Annotated in this window: 15 protein-coding genes; 5 read left to right on the top strand and 10 right to left on the bottom strand. The window is 66.6% G+C overall.

Going from position 1 to position 18,200, the window contains the following annotated elements; translation table 11 throughout:
* Positions 1 to 12: 12 nt before the first annotated feature.
* Positions 13 to 2,451 carry a ligase-associated DNA damage response DEXH box helicase gene (locus KUH32_RS03425; RefSeq protein ID WP_217776663.1) on the bottom strand — a complete coding sequence of 813 codons (2,439 nt, stop codon included), beginning with the start codon at positions 2,449 to 2,451 and terminating at the stop codon, positions 13 to 15.
* Positions 2,452 to 2,606: 155 nt separating this feature from the next.
* Between KUH32_RS03425 and KUH32_RS03420 the strand changes: the two genes are divergently transcribed.
* The gene (locus KUH32_RS03420; RefSeq protein WP_217776662.1) at positions 2,607 to 3,686 is read left to right on the top strand and encodes a CaiB/BaiF CoA transferase family protein; all 1,080 of its coding nucleotides are present in this window, start codon (positions 2,607 to 2,609) and stop codon (positions 3,684 to 3,686) included.
* Positions 3,683 to 4,351 carry a nitroreductase gene (locus KUH32_RS03415; protein ID WP_217776661.1) on the top strand — a complete coding sequence of 223 codons (669 nt, stop codon included), beginning with the start codon at positions 3,683 to 3,685 and terminating at the stop codon, positions 4,349 to 4,351. The genes KUH32_RS03420 and KUH32_RS03415 overlap by 4 nt, the downstream gene beginning before the upstream one ends.
* Before the next feature lie 4 nt (positions 4,352 to 4,355).
* Here KUH32_RS03415 and KUH32_RS03410 read toward each other — a convergent pair whose 3' ends face one another.
* Positions 4,356 to 5,291, bottom strand: coding sequence for an aldo/keto reductase (locus tag KUH32_RS03410; protein WP_217776660.1), 936 nt, complete (start codon positions 5,289 to 5,291; stop codon positions 4,356 to 4,358).
* 100 nt (positions 5,292 to 5,391) lie between these two features.
* Between KUH32_RS03410 and KUH32_RS03405 the strand changes: the two genes are divergently transcribed.
* The gene (locus KUH32_RS03405; RefSeq protein WP_254898973.1) at positions 5,392 to 6,111 is read left to right on the top strand and encodes a vWA domain-containing protein; all 720 of its coding nucleotides are present in this window, start codon (positions 5,392 to 5,394) and stop codon (positions 6,109 to 6,111) included.
* On the opposite strand, the gene KUH32_RS03400 is transcribed toward KUH32_RS03405, so the two are convergent.
* A complete protein-coding gene (locus KUH32_RS03400) occupies positions 6,056 to 6,919 on the bottom strand; it encodes a CPBP family intramembrane glutamic endopeptidase (RefSeq protein WP_217776659.1) in 864 nt (287 codons plus the stop codon). The two genes, KUH32_RS03405 and KUH32_RS03400, sit on opposite strands and share 56 nt — an antisense overlap.
* Positions 6,920 to 7,270: 351 nt before the next feature.
* Between KUH32_RS03400 and KUH32_RS03395 the strand changes: the two genes are divergently transcribed.
* Entirely contained in the window at positions 7,271 to 7,687 is a 417-nt protein-coding gene (locus tag KUH32_RS03395) for a c-type cytochrome (RefSeq protein WP_217776658.1), read from the top strand.
* An 88-nt stretch (positions 7,688 to 7,775) separates the two neighbouring features.
* Here the strand turns inward: KUH32_RS03395 and KUH32_RS03390 are convergent, their stop codons facing one another.
* From KUH32_RS03390 to xdhA, 7 genes are read right to left on the bottom strand one after another with little or no spacing between them, the layout of a single operon-like run.
* Positions 7,776 to 8,846 carry a BMP family ABC transporter substrate-binding protein gene (locus KUH32_RS03390; RefSeq protein WP_217776657.1) on the bottom strand — a complete coding sequence of 357 codons (1,071 nt, stop codon included), beginning with the start codon at positions 8,844 to 8,846 and terminating at the stop codon, positions 7,776 to 7,778.
* Between the two features lie 35 nt (positions 8,847 to 8,881).
* Entirely contained in the window at positions 8,882 to 9,805 is a 924-nt protein-coding gene (locus KUH32_RS03385; RefSeq protein ID WP_217776656.1) for an ABC transporter permease, read from the bottom strand.
* The gene (locus KUH32_RS03380; RefSeq protein ID WP_217776655.1) at positions 9,805 to 10,890 is read right to left on the bottom strand and encodes an ABC transporter permease; all 1,086 of its coding nucleotides are present in this window, start codon (positions 10,888 to 10,890) and stop codon (positions 9,805 to 9,807) included. The genes KUH32_RS03385 and KUH32_RS03380 overlap by 1 nt, the downstream gene beginning before the upstream one ends.
* Positions 10,887 to 12,422 (bottom strand): ABC transporter ATP-binding protein, encoded by a 1,536-nt coding sequence (locus KUH32_RS03375; protein WP_217776654.1) that lies wholly within the window; start codon positions 12,420 to 12,422, stop codon positions 10,887 to 10,889. Before KUH32_RS03375 ends, KUH32_RS03380 begins: the two co-directional genes overlap by 4 nt.
* Positions 12,389 to 13,339: a xanthine dehydrogenase accessory protein XdhC gene (xdhC, locus tag KUH32_RS03370; RefSeq protein ID WP_217776653.1), complete on the bottom strand. Its 951-nt coding sequence runs from the start codon at positions 13,337 to 13,339 to the stop codon at positions 12,389 to 12,391. Before xdhC ends, KUH32_RS03375 begins: the two co-directional genes overlap by 34 nt.
* On the bottom strand, positions 13,329 to 15,677 hold the full coding sequence (xdhB, locus tag KUH32_RS03365) for a xanthine dehydrogenase molybdopterin binding subunit (RefSeq protein WP_217776652.1): 2,349 nt from the start codon (positions 15,675 to 15,677) through the stop codon (positions 13,329 to 13,331). Before xdhB ends, xdhC begins: the two co-directional genes overlap by 11 nt.
* A complete protein-coding gene (xdhA, locus tag KUH32_RS03360; RefSeq protein ID WP_217776651.1) occupies positions 15,674 to 17,089 on the bottom strand; it encodes a xanthine dehydrogenase small subunit in 1,416 nt (471 codons plus the stop codon). Before xdhA ends, xdhB begins: the two co-directional genes overlap by 4 nt.
* A gap of 246 nt (positions 17,090 to 17,335) precedes the next feature.
* Here xdhA and KUH32_RS03355 point away from each other — a divergent pair, with 246 nt between their 5' ends.
* Positions 17,336 to 18,157 carry a DUF6544 family protein gene (locus KUH32_RS03355; protein ID WP_217776650.1) on the top strand — a complete coding sequence of 274 codons (822 nt, stop codon included), beginning with the start codon at positions 17,336 to 17,338 and terminating at the stop codon, positions 18,155 to 18,157.
* Positions 18,158 to 18,200 lie beyond the last annotated feature (43 nt).

Below are 18,200 nucleotides of genomic sequence, written 5' to 3'. Positions count from 1 at the left end.
TGGCCGCGCAAGTCAATAGGGCACGCGCCAGCGCGGTTTGACTTCGATCTGCGCCAGTCCGCTGTCGTTCAGAAGCCGCGTCACCTCTTCCTCCAGCAGCCTTTCGTCCGCCAGACCGTTGACCGGCACGCGCCCGGCTTCAAGGAACAGCGGCGCCGCCAGTGGCGTTACCCGGTCCAGCACCACGTGGTCGATCCGGTCGCCCACCCGCTCGGCCATCTCGCGGATGCGGGCGAAATCCACCAGCCCGCGCATCGCCTCTTCGCGGGTGATCTGCATCAGCAGGTGGTCGGGGTCGTATTTCAGCAGCGTGTCGTACAGGATGTCGGACGACATCGTCGCCTGCCGCCCGGTCTTGCGCTGCCCACCGATATTGCGCTCGATCAGCCCGGCGATCGTGGCGCTGGCGCGAAAGGTGCGTTTCATCACCGCGTTGCCTGCCAGCCATTGGTCGACCCCGGCCTCGAGCGCGGCGATGTCGAACAGCGGCGCCGGGTCCGTCACCGCGTCCAGCCCCCAGATCAGCGTCGCGTAGTCGGTAGACACGAATCCCATCGGCGCCAGGCCCATCTCCTCCATCCGCTTGGTCAGCAAGAGCCCCAGCGTCTGCTGCGCATTGCGTCCGGCAAAGCCGTAGGCCACCAGCTGCTGCCGCCCGTCACGGGGAAACGTCTCGACCAGCAGCCTCCCCGGTTCGGGCAGTCGGGACACCTTGCGCTGCAACGCCAGCCATTGTGCCGTATGGGGCGGCAAGTCGGGCCAGTTGTCCTGCCGGAACATGCGCAGGATGCGATGGCTCAATTGCGTCGACGTCGAAAACTTGGTGCCCATGAAGGTGGCGATCTTGGGCTTGCGGCCCGGGTCGCGCGTGACCTCCACCGTCATTTCGCGAAGCCCTTCGTAGCGTACGATCTGCCCGCCGATCAGAAAGGTGTCGCCCTTGGTCAGCGAGGCGGCAAAGCCTTCCTCGATCTCGCCCAAAGGCGCCCCGCCGCGCCCGCGCCAGCGCACCTTGAGCGTGTCGGTGTCCTGGATCGTGCCGATGTTCTGCCGGATGCGCTGCGCCGCGCGCGGATCGCGCAATTGCCACCGCCCGTCGGGCAATTGCTGCAACCGCTGCCACTGGTCGTAGGCGCGCAACGCGTAGCCGCCGGTGGCGCAGAATTCCAGGCAGGCGTCGAACTGGTCCCGGCTCAGATTGGCGTAGGCGCCCGCGCTGGTCATCTCAGCGTATAGCGCATCGGTCTCGAACGGTCCCGAACAGGCCGCGATCAGGATGTGCTGGCACAACACGTCGCGCGGCCCCGGCCCACGCGGATCGCCGTCCAGCTGATGCGCGCGCGCCGCTTCGAGCGCCGCCACGCATTCCACCACCTCAAAGCGGTTGGCGGGCACCAGGATCGCCTTGGACGGCGCGTTGTAGCGGTGATTGGCCCGCCCGATCCGCTGCACCAGCCGCTTGACGTTCTTCGGCGCACCGACCTGGATCACCAGGTCCACGTCGCCCCAGTCGATGCCCAGATCCAGCGAACCGGTGCAGACGATGGCCCGCAACTGACCCGCCACCATCGCCGCCTCGACCTTTTCGCGCTGCTGACGGTCGAGCGAGCCGTGGTGGATGCCGATCGGCAGACCGTCGTCGTTGGCCAGCCACAGGTTGTGGAAAAAGATCTCGGCCTGCGCGCGGGTGTTGTGAAAGATCAGCGTCGTCCTGTGGCGCCTGACCTGTTCCAGCACCGCCGGGATGGCGTATTTCGCGCCTCCGCCGGACCAGGGCGGCGCCTCGTCCGTCACCAGCATCGAGATATCCGGGTCCGGGCCCGGATCGGCCAGCAAAATGTCGCAGGGATCGGGATGACGGGCCAGCAGCCGGGCAATCGCCTGCGGGTCCTCTACCGTCGCCGACAGCCCCACCCGGCGCAGCCCCGGGCACATCCCCTGCAGGCGCGCCAGAGCCAGCATCAGTTGGTCGCCTCTCTTGCTTTCCGCCAGGGCGTGGATCTCGTCGACGATCACCCGCTGCAGTCCCGCGAACATCCGTGGGGCATCCTCGTAGCTGGTCAGCAGCGCCAGACTTTCCGGCGTTGTCAGCAGGATGTGCGGCGGGTCGGCGCGCTGGCGCTTCTTGCGGCTTGAAGGCGTGTCGCCGGTGCGGTCCTCGACCCGGATCGCCAGCCCCGCCTCGTCGATCGGCGTGCGCAGATTGCGCTTGATATCCGCTGCGAGGGCCTTGAGCGGGCTGACATAGAGCGTGTGCAGACCCGGCCCCGGCGCCGCACCCAACTCGGCCAGGGTTGGTAGAAATCCCGCCAGTGTCTTGCCGCCGCCGGTCGGTGCGATCAGCAACAGCGCCGCTTCACCTGTCCGGTCCAGCATCGCGCGCTGATGCGGGTGCAGCGTCCAGCCGCGCTTGCTGAACCAGCGTTTCAGGGAAACCGGCAACTCCGTCATGACCCTCAGATAACCCGGCGCGAACAAAAGCGAAACACCCTGTCCTTCTCCGATTTCCGAATATCCTGGGGTGAATGCCGCGCCTGCGCGGCAGAGGGGCAAGGCCCCTTTTCATCGCCTGCCATCTGCGCCACCGTCCGGGCGGGAGGACAGACATGCTGCACGGCATCCGCATCGTCGAATTCGAGGCCCTGGGGCCTGCACCCTTCGCTGCCATGCTGATGGCCGATCTGGGCGCCGAGGTTACGGTGGTTCATCGCAAGGGCGCGTCGGACATACCCGGCAAGCAGGCCGCCAACCTGCTCGATCGGGGCAAGCGGTCCATCTCGCTCGACCTCAAGGCACCCGCGGACATCGCCGTCGCCCGTGCGCTGATCGCCCGCTCGGACGGTCTGATCGAAGGCCTGCGTCCGGGCGTGATGGAGCGCCTGGAGCTTGGTCCGGACACGGCGCACGAGCTCAATCCGCGGCTTGTCTACGGCCGCATGACCGGCTGGGGTCAGTCCGGGCCGCGCGCGGCGCAGGCCGGTCACGACCTCAACTACCTCGGCCTGTCCGGCGCGTTGTTCTACGCCGGCCTGCCGGGGGATGTGCCCGGCGTGCCGCCGACGCTTCTGGGCGATATCGGCGGCGGTGCGCTCTATCTGGCGGTGGGGATGCTGGCGGGCTTGCTGAACGCACAGCGGACCGGCCGCGGCACGGTCATCGACGCCGCCATCGTCGACGGGGCCAGCCACATGATGGCACTGCTGCTGTCGATGGGCGCGCAATTCTCGACCACGGCGCGCGGCGCCTCGCTGCTGGACGGGCCGCACTGGTCGCGGTGCTATGCCTGCGCCGACGGGCGTCACGTCGCCGTGCAATGCCTCGAGCCGAAATTCTACGCGCTGTTCCTCGACCGTCTCGGCCTCACCGGTGATCCTCTCTTCGTCGACCAATTCGATCCCGGCCAATGGCCGGCACAGACACGGGCGCTCGCCACGCTCTTTGCAGCGCAGTCCCGCGACCACTGGACTGCGCTTTTCTCCGGCACCGATGCCTGCGTCGGTCCGGTTCTCAGCCCCGCCGAGGCGCAGGCCGATGCGCATATCGCCGCGCGTGGTATCTGGTGCGACGGTGCGCCCGCGCCGGCGCCGCGCTTTGACGGCACGATCGCACGGTCCGGCCCGATCCCCGGACGCGGCGAACACGGGCCCTTGATCCTGAACGAACTCAAGAAAGAGGGCCTGCTGTGACCGACCCCGCTGCTTTCGAGGATTTGATCAAGTCCCGCTTCACCTGCCGCGGCTACAGACCCGATCCGGTTCCGCGCGCCGAGATCGAAGCGGCTCTCGAGACTGCGCAGCACGTGCCGTCGTGGTGCAATTCCCAACCCTGGCAGGTCCTTGCCTGCTCGGCGCCCGAGACAGACCGTCTGCGCGAGGCGCTGTTTGCCCATGTCCAGACGGCAGACCATGCCCCGGACATTCCCTTTCCCGCGGCCTATGAAGGCGTCTACAAGCAAAGGCGGTCGGAATGCGGATGGCAGCTCTATGAGGCGGTTGGCATCGAAAAGGGTGACCGCGCGGGATCGGCGCGGCAGATGATGCAGAACTTCCGCTTTTTCGGCGCCCCGCACGTGATGCTGGTCACCACGCCCAAGGCGCTTGGCCCCTACGGTGTGCTCGATTGCGGCGCCTTCGTCACGGCGGCGCTGCTGGCCTTGCAGGCGCGCGGCATCGCGTCGACAGCCATGGCGTCGGTCGCGGGCTATGCGCCGTTCCTGCGCGCGTGGTTCGGGATCGCCGCGGATCGCGACCTGCTGTGCGGTATCGCCTGCGGCTATGCCGATCCGGACCACCCCGCCAACGGTTTTCGGACGACCCGCGCGCCGCTGACCGAAACCGTCGAGTGGCGCTGAAGGCTCAGGCTTCTTCCAGCCGGTCCGTCGCTGGTGGCGGCGCCGTCACAAGGCCCGCCAGCCGGTCATAGAGCGCGGTGTCCATGGCGAAATCCATCCCCGCCAGCGACGGGCGCAACTGTTCGGCCGACCGCGCCGACAGGATCGGCACCGGTTGCGCGGCATGGGCAGCGACCCAGGCCACCGCCAGCGTCGCGGGATCGGTGCCCAGTTCCGCCGCGATGGCGCTCAGTTCGGCGGCGGCGGCGTGCATTTCGGGGCGGCCATAGCGCGCCTTGTAGCGATCGTCTTCGACCAGCCGCCCGGCATCGCCGCGCGCATATTTTCCGGTCAGCAACCCGCCGCCCAGAGGCGAATAGGGCACCGGTACGATGCCTTCGCTGGCGCACATCGGCAGGATCTCGACCTCGGCCTGGCGCTTGACCAGGTTGTACATCGGCTGGATCACGTCGATCCGCACGCCGAAACCCGCCGCCACCGCCTGCGCCTTCATCACCTGCCAGGCGGCGTAATTCGACACGCCGATATGCCGGATCGTCCCCGCCTGCATCAACCCGGCCAAGGTCTCGAAGGTTTCTTCCAGCGGTGTGTCGTCATCCCAGCGATGCATGTACAGCAGATCGACCACGTCCATCCGCAGCCGTTTGCGGCTTTCGTCGAAGGTGGTCAGGATGTTCTTGCGCGACGCGCCGCCGGTATAGCTGGCCTTGGTCGCAACGAAGAGCGCCTCGCGTTCAGCCGCCGCGAATTCGCCCAGCAAGGTTTCGGACGCGCCGTCGGTATAGACGTAGGCCGTGTCGAAATGGACGATCCCGGCGGCGCGGCAGGCGTCATACAGAGCGCGGCTGGCCGACGCGTCGGCCTTGCCACCGAATTGCATCGTGCCGAAAGCGAAGCGGCCCGCGGATGCGCCGGACAGTGTTTTCAGGTCGGGTCTCATGCGCGCTTGGTGCCATGTGCGCCGCGGCTTGGCAAAAGAAATCCCCACGCGGCACGGCGGAACTTTTGACAGGACCCGCCCCGGGATGCGAGCGTGACGCATGGCGGACCGGCAAAAGACACTGGGCATTCTGCTGGCGGCGCATCTGGTCGCCGCGCCCCTGCCTGCCAGCGAATCCTGCACCGAGGACGCGATGATCGTCTTCGACGGGTCGGGGTCTATGGCCGAGACCGGGTTCAACCAGATCGGCGAGGCACGCATCTTCGAGGCCCGTGCGGCCATGCGACGCGCCTTGCCCGGAATCGCGTCGGCGCGCCGGTTGGGGCTGATCGTCTACGGGCCCGGCGAGGCGTGCCAAAGCGTCGATCTGCTGTTCGGCCCGGAACCGGATGCCGCGTCGCGAATTATCGGCGCCGTCGATGCGTTGGAACCGGCCGGCGACACGCCGCTGACCGAAGCCGTGTTCGAAGCCGCCCGGGTGCTGGATTACCGGGCACGGCCCGGTGCCATCGTCCTGGTCACCGATGGCAAGGAAACCTGTGGCGGCGCGCCTTGCCAACTGGCCGCGGAACTGGCCGCCGATGGTGCCGACCTGACCGTGCATGTCATCGGCTTCAAGGTGCGCGGCGAACATTTCGGATGGGCCTCGCAGGGCGAGACGGATTACACCCGCGCTACCGCCGTTGCGCGCTGTCTCGCCGATCGGACAGGTGGGCTCTATGTCAGTGCCGAAACGGTCGACGAGCTGGTCTCGGCGTTGCGCGTCACGCTGGGTTGCGCCGTTCTGGGCCTGGCCGCGCCGGCGACCCGCCTGCGCTGAGCGGAATGATCTCGGTCACGCCGCCCCTGACGAACATCGTACCGCGATTCAACCAGACCACCACCAGGGCCGTGATGGCGAAGATCCACATGTCGTATGGCTGACCGTCGGGCCAAAGCGGGTTGTTGAGCTGGAAGTGGAACAGCGCAGCGATCAGGATCGATCCTCTGCTGGCGTTGAACAGCGGGGTCAGGATCACGCTGACCGCCACCGACCCTACAAGAAACGGCGTGAAGTCCCAGGCACTTTGCGGCGTGCCCGAAAGCAAGAAGGCGGGAAGGTGCCAGACGCCCCAGATCAGCCCCAGCACGGCACCTGCCAGGGCTGGAACCATGTGGCGTTGCAGGATCGGCAACGCATAGCCGCGCCAGCCGAATTCCTCCATCGGGCCGAGGACCAGCATGAACGCGATGGCCGTCAGCGCTGCGCCAAGACCGTCGAAGGGCAGGGCGTGGTCCGCCATACCACCCTTGAGCGCCGCGCCAAGAAAAAAGATCGCCGGGATCGCAATCACCAGAAATGCCAGCCACGCCAACGGGATACGCCAAAGTAGCAGCCGTGACAGAAAGCGCTTCAGGCCACCAAACCCGCCGAACAGCACGACCAGGGACAGGCCGGCGATGGCCGGCGCATAAACAGCCAGAACGAACAGCGGATGACTGCCGCTGGGTGGGCCGAACAGCCGCTCCAGCGGCTGTGGAAACAGCGCGAACAGCACGAAGATGCCCCAGGCCAGGCCAAAGGCGATCAACAGGAACAGCGCGAGTGTTCGACTGGCGATGGTCGGGGATGTCGGGTTCGTCCGCATGCGTCGGCCCTCAGATGCAGTCCATGGAACGATTAGCACGGTGCTTCGAGAGGCGCTTTGATTCCGCGCAAAGGGGCGGAACGACGGGGTGATAGCGTTGTGTCGAATCACGTTCGACGCCTGGCGTGAACCGTCTGGACCGGCGTTTTCGGGGCACGAAATCCGCAACGGCCGACGGCGTACGTGGTCGGGCACTTGGAACCGCATCCGGGCAACGCAAGCAAGAGTTGCAGGGCGTGGAAGATGGGTCGGTACCCGTTGCGCGACGGAGACCTGATCTGAAGGGGGAAACGCGCGTCGCGCGAAACGGACGGGTGTCATTTCGAAATCGCAGGAAAGCGGGAGGAAACCATGACTTTTTTGAAAACATTGGCTTCGGCAGCGTTGGTTCTCGGTTCGGGCGCCGTTCATGCGCAGGATTCGGCATTGGTTCTCGGCAAATCGACCTTCTCGGCGCGCTGTGCGATCTGTCACGGCGATGACGGCAAGGGCGGCGGTGAGATCGCCGGGCTGTTCTCGGTCGCGCCTGCCGACTTGACCGGGCTGTCAAAACGCGCAGGTGGAGCATTCCCGTTCAGCGAGACTTACAGGAACATCGCCGAAGGTATGGACAAGGCCGGCCACGGGGATTCGCAGATGCCGATCTGGGGCGAATACTTCATTGCCGACTCGCTCGTGGATCGGGGAGTGACCCCCGATGACGCGGCGCATATCACGCAAGGACGAATCCTGGCGGTCGTCTACTACCTTCAGTCCATTCAGGAGTAGACGGCACCGGCCGGCCATTCGGCCTTTGTCGGGGTAACTGAAAAAGGCCCCGCCATTGACGGGGCCTTCATGCTGTCAGGTGTCGGGATCAGTTCGGGATGTCGCCCGTCAGACCTTCGACGTAGAAGTTCATGCCCAAAAGGTCGCCATCGCCGGCCACCTCGCCCTCGGCCAGCCAGACCGAACCGTCCTGCTTGTTGATCGGGCCGGTGAAGGGGTGATATTCGCCCGCGCGGATCGCCTCGATCATCGCCTCGGCCTCGGCCTTCACATCCGCCGGCACCGCATCGGTGATCTCGCCGATCTTGACCATTCCCGTGGGAATGCCGTCCCAGGTCTGTACGCTTTCCCAGGTGCCGTCCATCACGGCCTGCACGCGGTCGATGTAGTAGGGCGCCCAATTGTCGATGATGGAGCTGACGCGGGGCAGCGGTGCGTATTCGATCATGTCCGAAGCCTGGCCGAACGTGATGACGCCGCCGGCCTCTTGCGCGGCCGCCTGCGGCGCGGTCGAGTCGGTGTGCTGCAGCACCACGTCCACGCCGTTCTCGATCAGCGCGCGGGCTGCGTCGGCCTCCTTGGCGGGGTCGAACCAGGTAAAGACCCAGACGACCGAGAACTCGACATCCGGGTTGGCCTTTTTCGCGTGTAGATAGGACGCGTTGATGCCGCGGATCACTTCGGGGATCGGATAGGACGCGATATAGCCGATCTTGTTGGTCTTGGTCATCTTGCCGGCGATGTGGCCCTGTACGGCACGACCTTCGTAGAACCGCGCCGAATAGGTCGACACGTTGGGCGCGACCTTGAATCCGGTGGCGTGTTCGAACTTCACGTCAGGGAACTTTTCGGCCACCGCCAGCGTCGCATCCATGTAACCGAAGGAGGTGGTAAAGATGATGTCCGCCCCGGACAGTGCCATCTGGGTGATCGCGCGTTCCGCATCGGCGCCTTCGGGCACGCTTTCCTGGAAGACGGTTTTGACCTTGTCGCCGAAATGCTCCTCGACCGCCAGGCGGCCTTCGTTGTGTTCGAAGGTCCAGCCGCCGTCACCGATCGGGCCGACATAGATGAAACCGGCGGTAATCGGGTCTTGGGCCAGCACTCCGGTGCCGAGCGTCGCCGCCGTGACCGCGGCAAGAAGTGTTTTGAGTCTCATGGTGTTTCCCCTGTGGTGGTTTTTTTAGAGTGGCCTCAGTTCGAGGCATGAAAGGCCCGGCCAAGCGATGCCGGTGCGCCATGCGCGCCTCGGGCCGAGATGATGACCAGCACCAGAATGGTTATCAGATAGGGCGAAGCGGACAAGAGCGCGACGGGCACATTGGCCCCCGCGGCCTGGAGGTTGAGTTGCAGGACGGTGACGCCGCCGAACAAATAGGCTCCCACCAGCACCCGGCCTGCACGCCACGATGCAAAAACCACGATGGCCAGGGCGATCCAGCCCGCGCCCGCGGTCATGCCCTCGGTCCATTGCGGCACCCGCACCAGGCTCAGATAGGCGCCGCCCAGCCCCGCACAGGCGCCGCCGAAGAAGATCGCCAGAAGTCGGATGCGCACGACCCGGTAGCCAAGCGCATGGGCGCTGTCATGGCTTTCGCCGACAGCGCGCAGGATCAGCCCGGCACGGGTGTATTTCAGAAATGCCCAAACCGCGGCGACCATCGCCAGGCTGCAGTAGACCATGAGGTCGTGCGAAAACAGCATCCGCCCCAACACCGGCAAATCGGATAGCGGCCCGAGGTCCAGCTTGGGCAGGGTGGGCGATTTCATGCCCTCGTAGGGCTTGCCGATCAATGCCGACAGGCCCAGTCCCACCAGGGTCAGCCCCAGCCCCGTCGCCACCTGGTTCGACAAAAAGAACTGGGTCAGGATGCCGAAGGACAGGCTCAGCATCGCCGCGGCTGCGGCGGCCGCCAGAAACCCGAGCCCGGGCGAGCCGGTGCTCACCGCAACGGCAAAACCCACCACCGCGCCGGTGATCATCATGCCCTCGACCCCGAGGTTCAACACGCCGGATTTCTCAACCACCATCTCGCCGATCGCGGCCAGCAGGATCGGCGTGGCCGAAATCATGATCGAGGCGATCAGAAGGGTGGGGGAAATCGAGCCGAGATCCATCAAGCCACCTCGCGCTTGCCGATGCGGATGCGGAAATTCGTCAACATGTCGACACCAAGCAGGAAAAACAGCAGCATCCCTTGGAACAACTGGATCGACGCGCCCGGTACGCCCAGCATCAGCTGGGCCAGTTCGCCGCCGATATAGGTCAACGCCATCAGCAACCCCGCCAGAAGGATACCGACCGGGTGCAATCGCCCCAGAAAGGCGACGATGATCGCGGTGAACCCGTAGCCCGAGTTGAAGTCGATGTTCAGCTGACCGGCCGGTCCGGTCACCTCGAACAACCCCGCGAGGCCGGCCAGCAGGCCCGACATGCCCAGGCAGAACAGCACCATACGGGTGGCGCTGACCCCCGCGAAGCGCGCGGCCCGTGGCGCCTCGCCGGCCAGCCGGATGTGATAGCCTTGAATGTGGCGCGTCATCAGAACATAGGCGCCGATCACGGCGACAAAGGCCGCCACGACGCCGAAATGCATGCCGGTGCCGTCGATCAGTTCGGGGTTGTAGGCATTGGGCCAGTCGCGGAAATTGCGGCTGCCCGGAAAGCCGCGGCCTTCGGGATTGCGCAGGAACCCGGATGCGGCGGCTGCAAGTACGTTCTCGGCCACGTAGACCAGCATCAGCGAGACGAGGATTTCGTTGGTGCCGAAACGGGTTTTCAGAATCGCCGGGATCATCGCCCAGGCCCAACCGCCAAGCGCCCCGGCGACAAGCATGACCGGGTAGATCAGCGCGCTGTCCGACGGGTACAGCGCCAGCCCCGCACCCGCGCCACAGATCGCGCCCATGATGTATTGTCCCTCGGCGCCGATGTTCCAGATACCGGCACGGAACCCAACCGATAGGCCGATTGCGATCAGGATCAGCGGCCCGGCCTTGACCAGCAACTGAGGCCGGGTGAAGCCGGCGAATTGTTCGTTGAACAGCGGATCCCAAAAGATCGTGCGGATGGCGGCCGCCGGGTCGATGCCGAGCGCCGCGAACATCAACCCGCCCGAGAGCATCGTCAGCACCACAGCCACGATCGGGGTCGTGACCGACCACAGCCGCGAAGGCTGGGGGCGTTTTTCGAGCGCGATCATGCAGCCCCCGCCGAACCGACATGGGCGACTTCCATGTCATGCGCGCCGCCCATCATCAGCCCGATCTGCTCGATGTCCAGGTCTGACACCGCCCGGGCGGGCGACAGCCGACCTTCGTTCAACGCCGCGAAACGGTCGGCGATTTCCATCAGTTCGTCCAGATCCTGACTGATGACAACGATCGCGGCACCGTCCGCCGCCAGGTCCAGCAGCGCCTGCCGGATCGCCGCTGCGGCGGCGGCGTCGACGCCCCAGGTCGGCTGGTTGATGACAAGCACGCGGGGATTCTGCACGATTTCCCGGCCGACCACGTATTTCTGCAGGTTGCCGCCCGACAGCGCCCGTGCCGCCACCTCGGTGCCCGGGGTGCGCACGTCGAACCGGTCGATCACGCGTTGCGCGAAAGCGCGCGCCTGCGGCCAGCGGATGAAACCTCGGTGCACCAGCCGTTCACGCAAAGCCGCCGTCAGGATGCCGTTTTCCGTCAACGTCATGTTGGGTGCCGCGGCGTGGCCCAGCCGTTCTTCGGGGCCCGACAAACACCCCATTCCCCGCCGTGCCACCGGGCCGGCCCGGCTGACATCGGTCCCTTCCAGCCAGATCGACCCGGCGGGTGCCGCGCGTTCCCCCGACAACGCCGCCAGCAATTCATCCTGCCCGTTGCCCGCCACGCCGCCGATCCCCAGGATTTCGCCTGTGCGCACTGCGAAACCGACATCGCGCAACGGCGTGCCGAAGGCGCCGGGCGCCGGCAGGCTCAGCCCCCTGACCTCCAGCATCACCTCGCCCGGTGTCGTGCCGCGGGCCTGCGGAGCGGAAAAGCTCGCCCCGACCATCATTTCCGCCATCGCGCGTGCCGTCGTCTCGGCCGGTGTGCAGGTGCCTACCACCTTGCCCAGCCGCAAGATCGTGGCGTGGTCGCACAGCGCGCGGATTTCTTCCAGCTTGTGCGAGATGTAGAGGATCGATGTGCCCTCGGCCTTCAGCTTGCGCAGGGTCTGGAACAGGATGTCGACTTCCTGCGGCGTCAGAACGCTGGTCGGCTCATCCATGATCAGCAGGCGCGGATTCTGCAGCAGGCAGCGGATGATCTCGACCCGCTGGCGTTCGCCCGCCGACAAGGTGCCGACGATGCGGCCGGGATCGAGCGGCAGGCCGTAGGTTTCCGATACCGCGCGTATCTGCCGGGCCAGGTCGCGAAGGCCGGGCGGCTTTTCCATCCCCAGGGCCACGTTCTCGGCCACGCTGAGCGCGTCGAAAAGCGAGAAATGCTGAAACACCATCGCCACCCCGGCGCGCCGGGCTTCGCTGGGTTCGGCCGGCGCATAGGGGGCGCCATCGTAGGTCATCGAACCGCTGTCCGGCGCGACCAGTCCGAAGATCATCTTGACCAGTGTGGACTTGCCCGCGCCGTTTTCGCCCAGCAACGCGTGAATCTCGCTGCGCCGGATGGCGAAGGACACGCCGTCATTGGCGATCACGCCGGGATAGGCCTTGGTCAGGCCGTCGATGCTGAGGAGGATGTCGTCCAAGCCGTGTTCTTCCCTGTCCCCATCTTCAGTAGCTGCGCGGCGACCCCGATGGCAATGGCCTGGGGCTGCTTGCCCAGGGATTTGTCGCCGATCGGGCAGGCGATGCGCGCGATGGTTGCATCGGCGTGGCCAAGCGCGCGCAGCCGGCTGGCAAAGCGCGCCTTTTTGGTGTCCGACCCGATCAGCCCGGCCCATCCGAACCTGTGGCGCAGCAGGGCATCGCACAGGCGCAGGTCCAGTTCGTGGCTGTAGGTCAGCACCAGGTGGGCCGCGTCGTCGGGCGCGCGCGGCATCAACAGCACCGGGTCCGTGGCGGGCAGGGCGGTCACACCGGCGGGGATGTCCTGCGGAAACCGTCCCGGGCCGGTATCCACCCAGGTGATGTCGTGTCGATGCAGCGGCGCGACCACGTCGACGATGGCCCGCCCGACATGGCCCGCGCCCCAGATCCAGAGCGGCATGCGCTGCGCGGCGATGGCCTCTACCATCCAGCCTTGCACCAGTTGCGCCACCGGTGCTTCGCCGCGCGCTCGGGCACGATCCAGAATACGCGCCACGCCCAACGGCATTGCGCCCGGTCCGCGCGCAAAGACGGTTTCGCCTTGCAGGGCGTCCAATGCGGCCGCGTCGAAATGCTCGGTCCAGAGCGCCACCGCACCGCCGCAGCATTGCCCCAGGGACGGCCCGAGAGGGTGCCGCGAAAGCCCCTGCCGCGCGAAGGCCCGTGCCACCGCTTCGTATTCAAGCGCGCCGCCGCCGATCGTGCCCGACTGCCCGAAACCGTCGCATTCCGACCAGACCAGCATCGCCGCACCCACCTCGCGCGGGGCCGAGCCGCGCACCTCGGCCACGACGACCCGTGCCACCCGGCCGTGGGCGGCCACCGCATCGCGCAAGGCATCGAGATCAAGCGCCATCGCGCGCTCTCCCCACCGCGTTCAGCACCTCTTCGGTGGTGGCGGGCGCGTTCAGCGCGGGGTAGCCCGGTCCGCAGGCCGCCACCGCGTCGGACAGCGCCAGGAAGGCCGAGATGCCCAGCATGAAGGGCGGTTCGCCCACGGCCTTGGAACGATAGATCGTGTTCTCGCGGTTCTCGCCATCCCACAGCGCGACGTTGAACACTGCCGGCCGGTCCGAACAGGCGGGGATCTTGTAGGTCGACGGCGCATGCGTGCGCAGCCGTCCGGTCTCGTCCCAGACCAGCTCCTCGGTGGTCAGCCAGCCGGCGCCCTGCACATAGCCGCCCTCGATCTGGCCGGTATCGATCGCCGGGTTCAGCGACCGTCCGCAATCATGCAGGATATCCGCGCGCAGGATGCGGTATTCCCCGGTCAGCGTGTCGATCGCCACCTCGGTGCAGGCCGCGCCGTAGGCAAAGTAGAAAAACGGCCGGCCTTCACCCTTTTTCCGATCCCAACTGAGCTTGGGCGTCTTGTAGAAGCCCGTCGATGACAGGCTGACGCGGCCTTCGTAGCAAAGCCGTGCGGCGTCGGCGAACGACATGGACCGCCCGGCGACGTCGACTTGCCCATCGGTAAAGGTCACCCTGTCGGCCGTGCTCTGGTGCAACGTCGCAAGGTAGGCCGCCATCCGGTCGCGGATCGTGTCGCAGGCCGCGCGCACCGCCATGCCGTTCAGATCCGACCCCGACGAGGCCGCCGTAGCCGACGTGTTGGGCACCTTGGCCGTATCGGTGGCGGTAATGCGGATCGCCTCCGGCGGCAGGCCGAAACGGTCGGCTGCCACCTGCGCCACCTTCTGGAACAGACCCTGGCCCATCTCGGTCCCGCCATGGTTCATCGCGACCGAGCCGTCCTGGTAGACATGAACAAGCGCGCCGGCCTGGTTGAGATGGGTCAGCGTGAAGGAAATACCGAACTTCACCGGGGTCAGCGCGATGCCGCGCTTCAGCACCGGATGGCTGTCGTTCCAGTCCGCCACCGCCGCCCGCCGCGCCGCGTAGTCGCTGGTCCGAGCCAACCGTTCGGTCATCTCGTGCAGGATGAAATCCTCGACCGGCTGGCCATACGGGGTGATCCCCTGCTTCTCTGGTTCGGAAATATCCTCGGGGGGGCTCGGCTTTGCCGAGCGGGGGGCAGACAGCCCCCCTCCCACGCCGGGATAGTAGTTCACCCGCCGCACCTCCAACGGATCACGTCCCAGCACATGGGCGACGTGGTCCATCACCCGTTCGATCCCCAGCATCCCCTGCGGGCCGCCGAAGCCGCGAAAGGCGGTGGCGCTTTGCGTGTTGGTTTTCAGACGGTGCGACTCGATCCGCACCGCGGGCAGGTCATAGGCGTTGTCGGCATGCAGCATGGCGCGGTCGGCCACCGGCAGCGACAGGTCCTGCGCCCATCCGCAGCGCACCAGGTGGACAAATTCCACACCACGCAGCCGGCCGTCATCGTCGAACCCGGCACTGTATTCGATGCGGAAATCGTGACGCTTGCCGGTGATCATGAAATCGTCGTCGCGGTCGTACCGCATCTTGGCCGGCCGGCCGGTGGCGGCAGCGACCACGGCGCAGGCCACGGCCAGGGCGTTGCCCTGGCTTTCCTTGCCGCCGAACCCGCCGCCCATGCGTCGGGTTTCCACCCGCACCGCGTGCATCGGCAGGCCAAGCGCATGGGCCACCTTGTGCTGGATCTCGGTCGGGTGCTGGGTCGAGGCATGCACCAGCATGTCGCCGTCTTCCTGCGGCAGGGCCAGCGCGCATTGGCCTTCGAGATAGAAATGCTCCTGCCCGCCGATGGCGATCTGGCCTTCGACGCGGTGCGGCGCATCGTCGATCGCCTCGCCCGCATCGCCGCGTTCCCAGACCAGCGGCCCGTCCTCGAACCGGCTGTCGGTGTCCAGCGCATCTTCGACGTTCAGGACCGCATCGCGCTCCTGTACCTCGATCCTGGCCAGTCGCGCCGCGCGGCGGGCGGTGTGATGGCTGGTGGCGGCGACCAGAAAGACCGGTTGGCCGCAATAGCGGATGCTGTTGCCCGACAACAAGGGTTCGTCATGCGCCGAAGGCGAGCAATCGCAATCCGACGGCAGGTCCGCGGCCTCCCAGACGCCGACGACGCCGGGCGCAGCGCGCACCGCGTCGAGATCGAGCGCGGTGATCCGGCCCGCCGCCACCGTGCTCAGCCCGAAGGCCAGGTAAAGGCAGCCGCGCGGTGTCGGGATATCGTCGACATACCGCGCGGTTCCGGTGACATGCAGCCGGGCTGCGTCATGGGGCAGCGGGTTCGAGACGCTCATGGCGAAACCCTCCGGACATCGGTTTCGGCACCCAGATCCTCGAGCAGGAAGCGCGACAGCATGTTGCGCGCCGTGGTCAGTCTGTAGGACGCGCTGGCGCGCATGTCGGACAGGGGTGCGAAATCGTCTTCCCACGCATCCCAGGTGGCGGCGACGCCGTCTTCGTTCCAGGGTTGACCGGTTAGTGCGGCCTCGACCGCGCTGGCGCGTTTCGGGATGCCCGCCATCCCGCCGAAGGCGATCCGCGCCGATTGCACCACACCGTCGGAAACGGCGATGTTGAATGCGCCGCAGACCGCCGAGATATCCTGGTCGAAGCGTTTCGACAGCTTGTAGACCCGCAGCCGGTCGGCCTGGACGGGGATCGTCACCGCCTCGACGAATTCTCCGGGGTGGCGGTCCTGCTTGCCGTAATCGAGAAAGAATTCCTCCAGAGGCAGCTCGCGCCGGGTATCGCGGAATCGCAAATGCAGCGTCGCGCCGAGCGCGATCAGCGGCGGCGGATTGTCCCCGATGGGCGAGCCGTTGGCGATGTTGCCGCCGATCGTCGCCGCCGCACGAACCTGGACCGAACCGTAGCGCCGCAGCATCTGCGCGTAGGACGGGTGGCGTGTCTGAACCGCGCGCAGCACGCGATCCATCGTCACCCCGGCGCCGATCCGCAGCCCGGCAGCGGTTTCCTCGATCCCTTGCAGATCGGCGCAGCGGCCCAGAAAGATCACCTCGCCCGGATCGCGCATCTGCTTGGTCACCCAAAGACCGACATCCGTGGCGCCCGCGACCAGCGTGGCGCCCGCGTGCCGGGCGTAAAGCTCGGCAAGATCGTCCGCCGTTTCGGGCGCGTGGAACGGCGCAGGGGGGCTGTCTGCCCCCCGCTCGGCAAGGCCGAGCCCCCCTGAGGATATTTCGGAACCAGAGAAGGGCAGGTCGTCCCGCATCCAGTCCGGGGCGGGGTGCCCGGCTGCGGATTGCGCGGCGCGGATGATCGGTGCGTAACCGGTACAGCGGCACAGATTGCCTGCCAGCGCGTCGTCGTAATCGGTTTCCGCGTTCAGATGCGCGGTGGCCATCGAGACCACGAAGCCGGGCGTGCAAAAGCCGCATTGGCTGCCATGGTGGTCGATCATCGCGCGCTGCACCGGGTGCAGGCTGCCATCCGGGCCGGAGATGCCTTCGACGGTGCGCACAGCCTTGCCGTGCAATTGCGGCAGGAACAGGATGCAGGCGTTGAACGGTCGTGCGCCGTCGCCGTCCGTGACCATCACGGTGCAGGCGCCGCAATCGCCTTCGTTGCAGCCTTCCTTTGTCCCGGTCAGCCCGCGCGTGTCACGAAGCCAATCCAGCAGGGTTGCGGTCGGTTCCGGATGTTGCAGCGTCACGCTCTCTCCGTTGAGAAGAAAGGTGATGTCCATGTCGATAAACCTGCCGCCTTACCAAGTGCCCCCGAAGATCGGGTTGCGCGCCCTCGATGCGGCGTAGAAGACGCGCGTGGTTGCGTTTTTCGCCGCAAGCCTAGGAGCGGGCGCCGCGCCGACGCAAGCGGAAACTGGGATCGCGTCGGGCCTTGCGCGGTTGTTGCCGGTTATTCGGTCGACCGGATCGAAGGCGGCATGCGCCAGATCAAGGTTCGCGCAGTAGCCAGAGACCAAGATCGGGTCATGCGACTCGCACTTCTGATCGTTCTGGTTCTTCTTGCCGCGCTGGCCATGGCCCAGCTCTTGGGCATGTGGCGGCTGGCACGGCTGCAGAACGGTTTGGTCCGGGCGATCACCGGTGGTCCGGTCGCCACCGCGACCCGTGCCGACCTGCCGCCGATCGTCGCCGCCTTCGCGGAACGCAATGGCGGGGGCGGCAGTGGCCAGCGCTATGTCCACCTGACCCAGGAGGCCGAGATGATCCTGGCGCCGCGGCCCGACTGGCAGCCGATGAATGCGCAGCAATGGATCGGCCTGGGAACGGCGGGATTTCTGTGGCGCGCCGACCTGGCGGGCGTCGGGCCTTTTGCAAGGGTGGTGGTGATCGACGCCTATACCGGTGGCGAGGGGCGTCTGGCGGCGCGGTTGTTCGGATCGGTTCCGGTCGCCGACATGCAGAGCGGCGTCTTGGACCGGTCCGAGGCGATGCGTTATCTTGCCGAGTTGCCCTGGGTGCCCGACGCGATTCTGCACAATCCCGACCTGGTCTGGCGGCAGATCGGCCCCGACCAGGTGTCGGTTTCCCTGGCTGTCGGTGCCGAGGTCGCAGCCGTCACCTTCACGTTCGATTCCGCTGGCGACATCGCCTTCGTCGAGGCGCCGGACCGTCCCGCCACCTCTCCGGACGGCACCGTCATTGCGCGCCCCTGGTATGGCCGGTTCTGGGATTACGACCGGATCGGCGGGCGGCGCATTCCCCTGCGCGGCGAGGTCGGTTACGGCACGGCGGACAGCCACGAACTGTATTGGCGCGGAACCGTCACGGGTTATTCGCTGCATCCCTGAGCATCACGCCTTTTGCCCCGCCGCGGGCTGGGCTAGCCTCGGG

The organism is Thalassococcus arenae, assembly GCF_019104745.1.
In the GTDB taxonomy this organism is placed as follows: domain Bacteria; phylum Pseudomonadota; class Alphaproteobacteria; order Rhodobacterales; family Rhodobacteraceae; genus Thalassococcus_B; species Thalassococcus_B arenae.
This window is presented reverse-complemented; position numbering and strand designations above follow the sequence as displayed.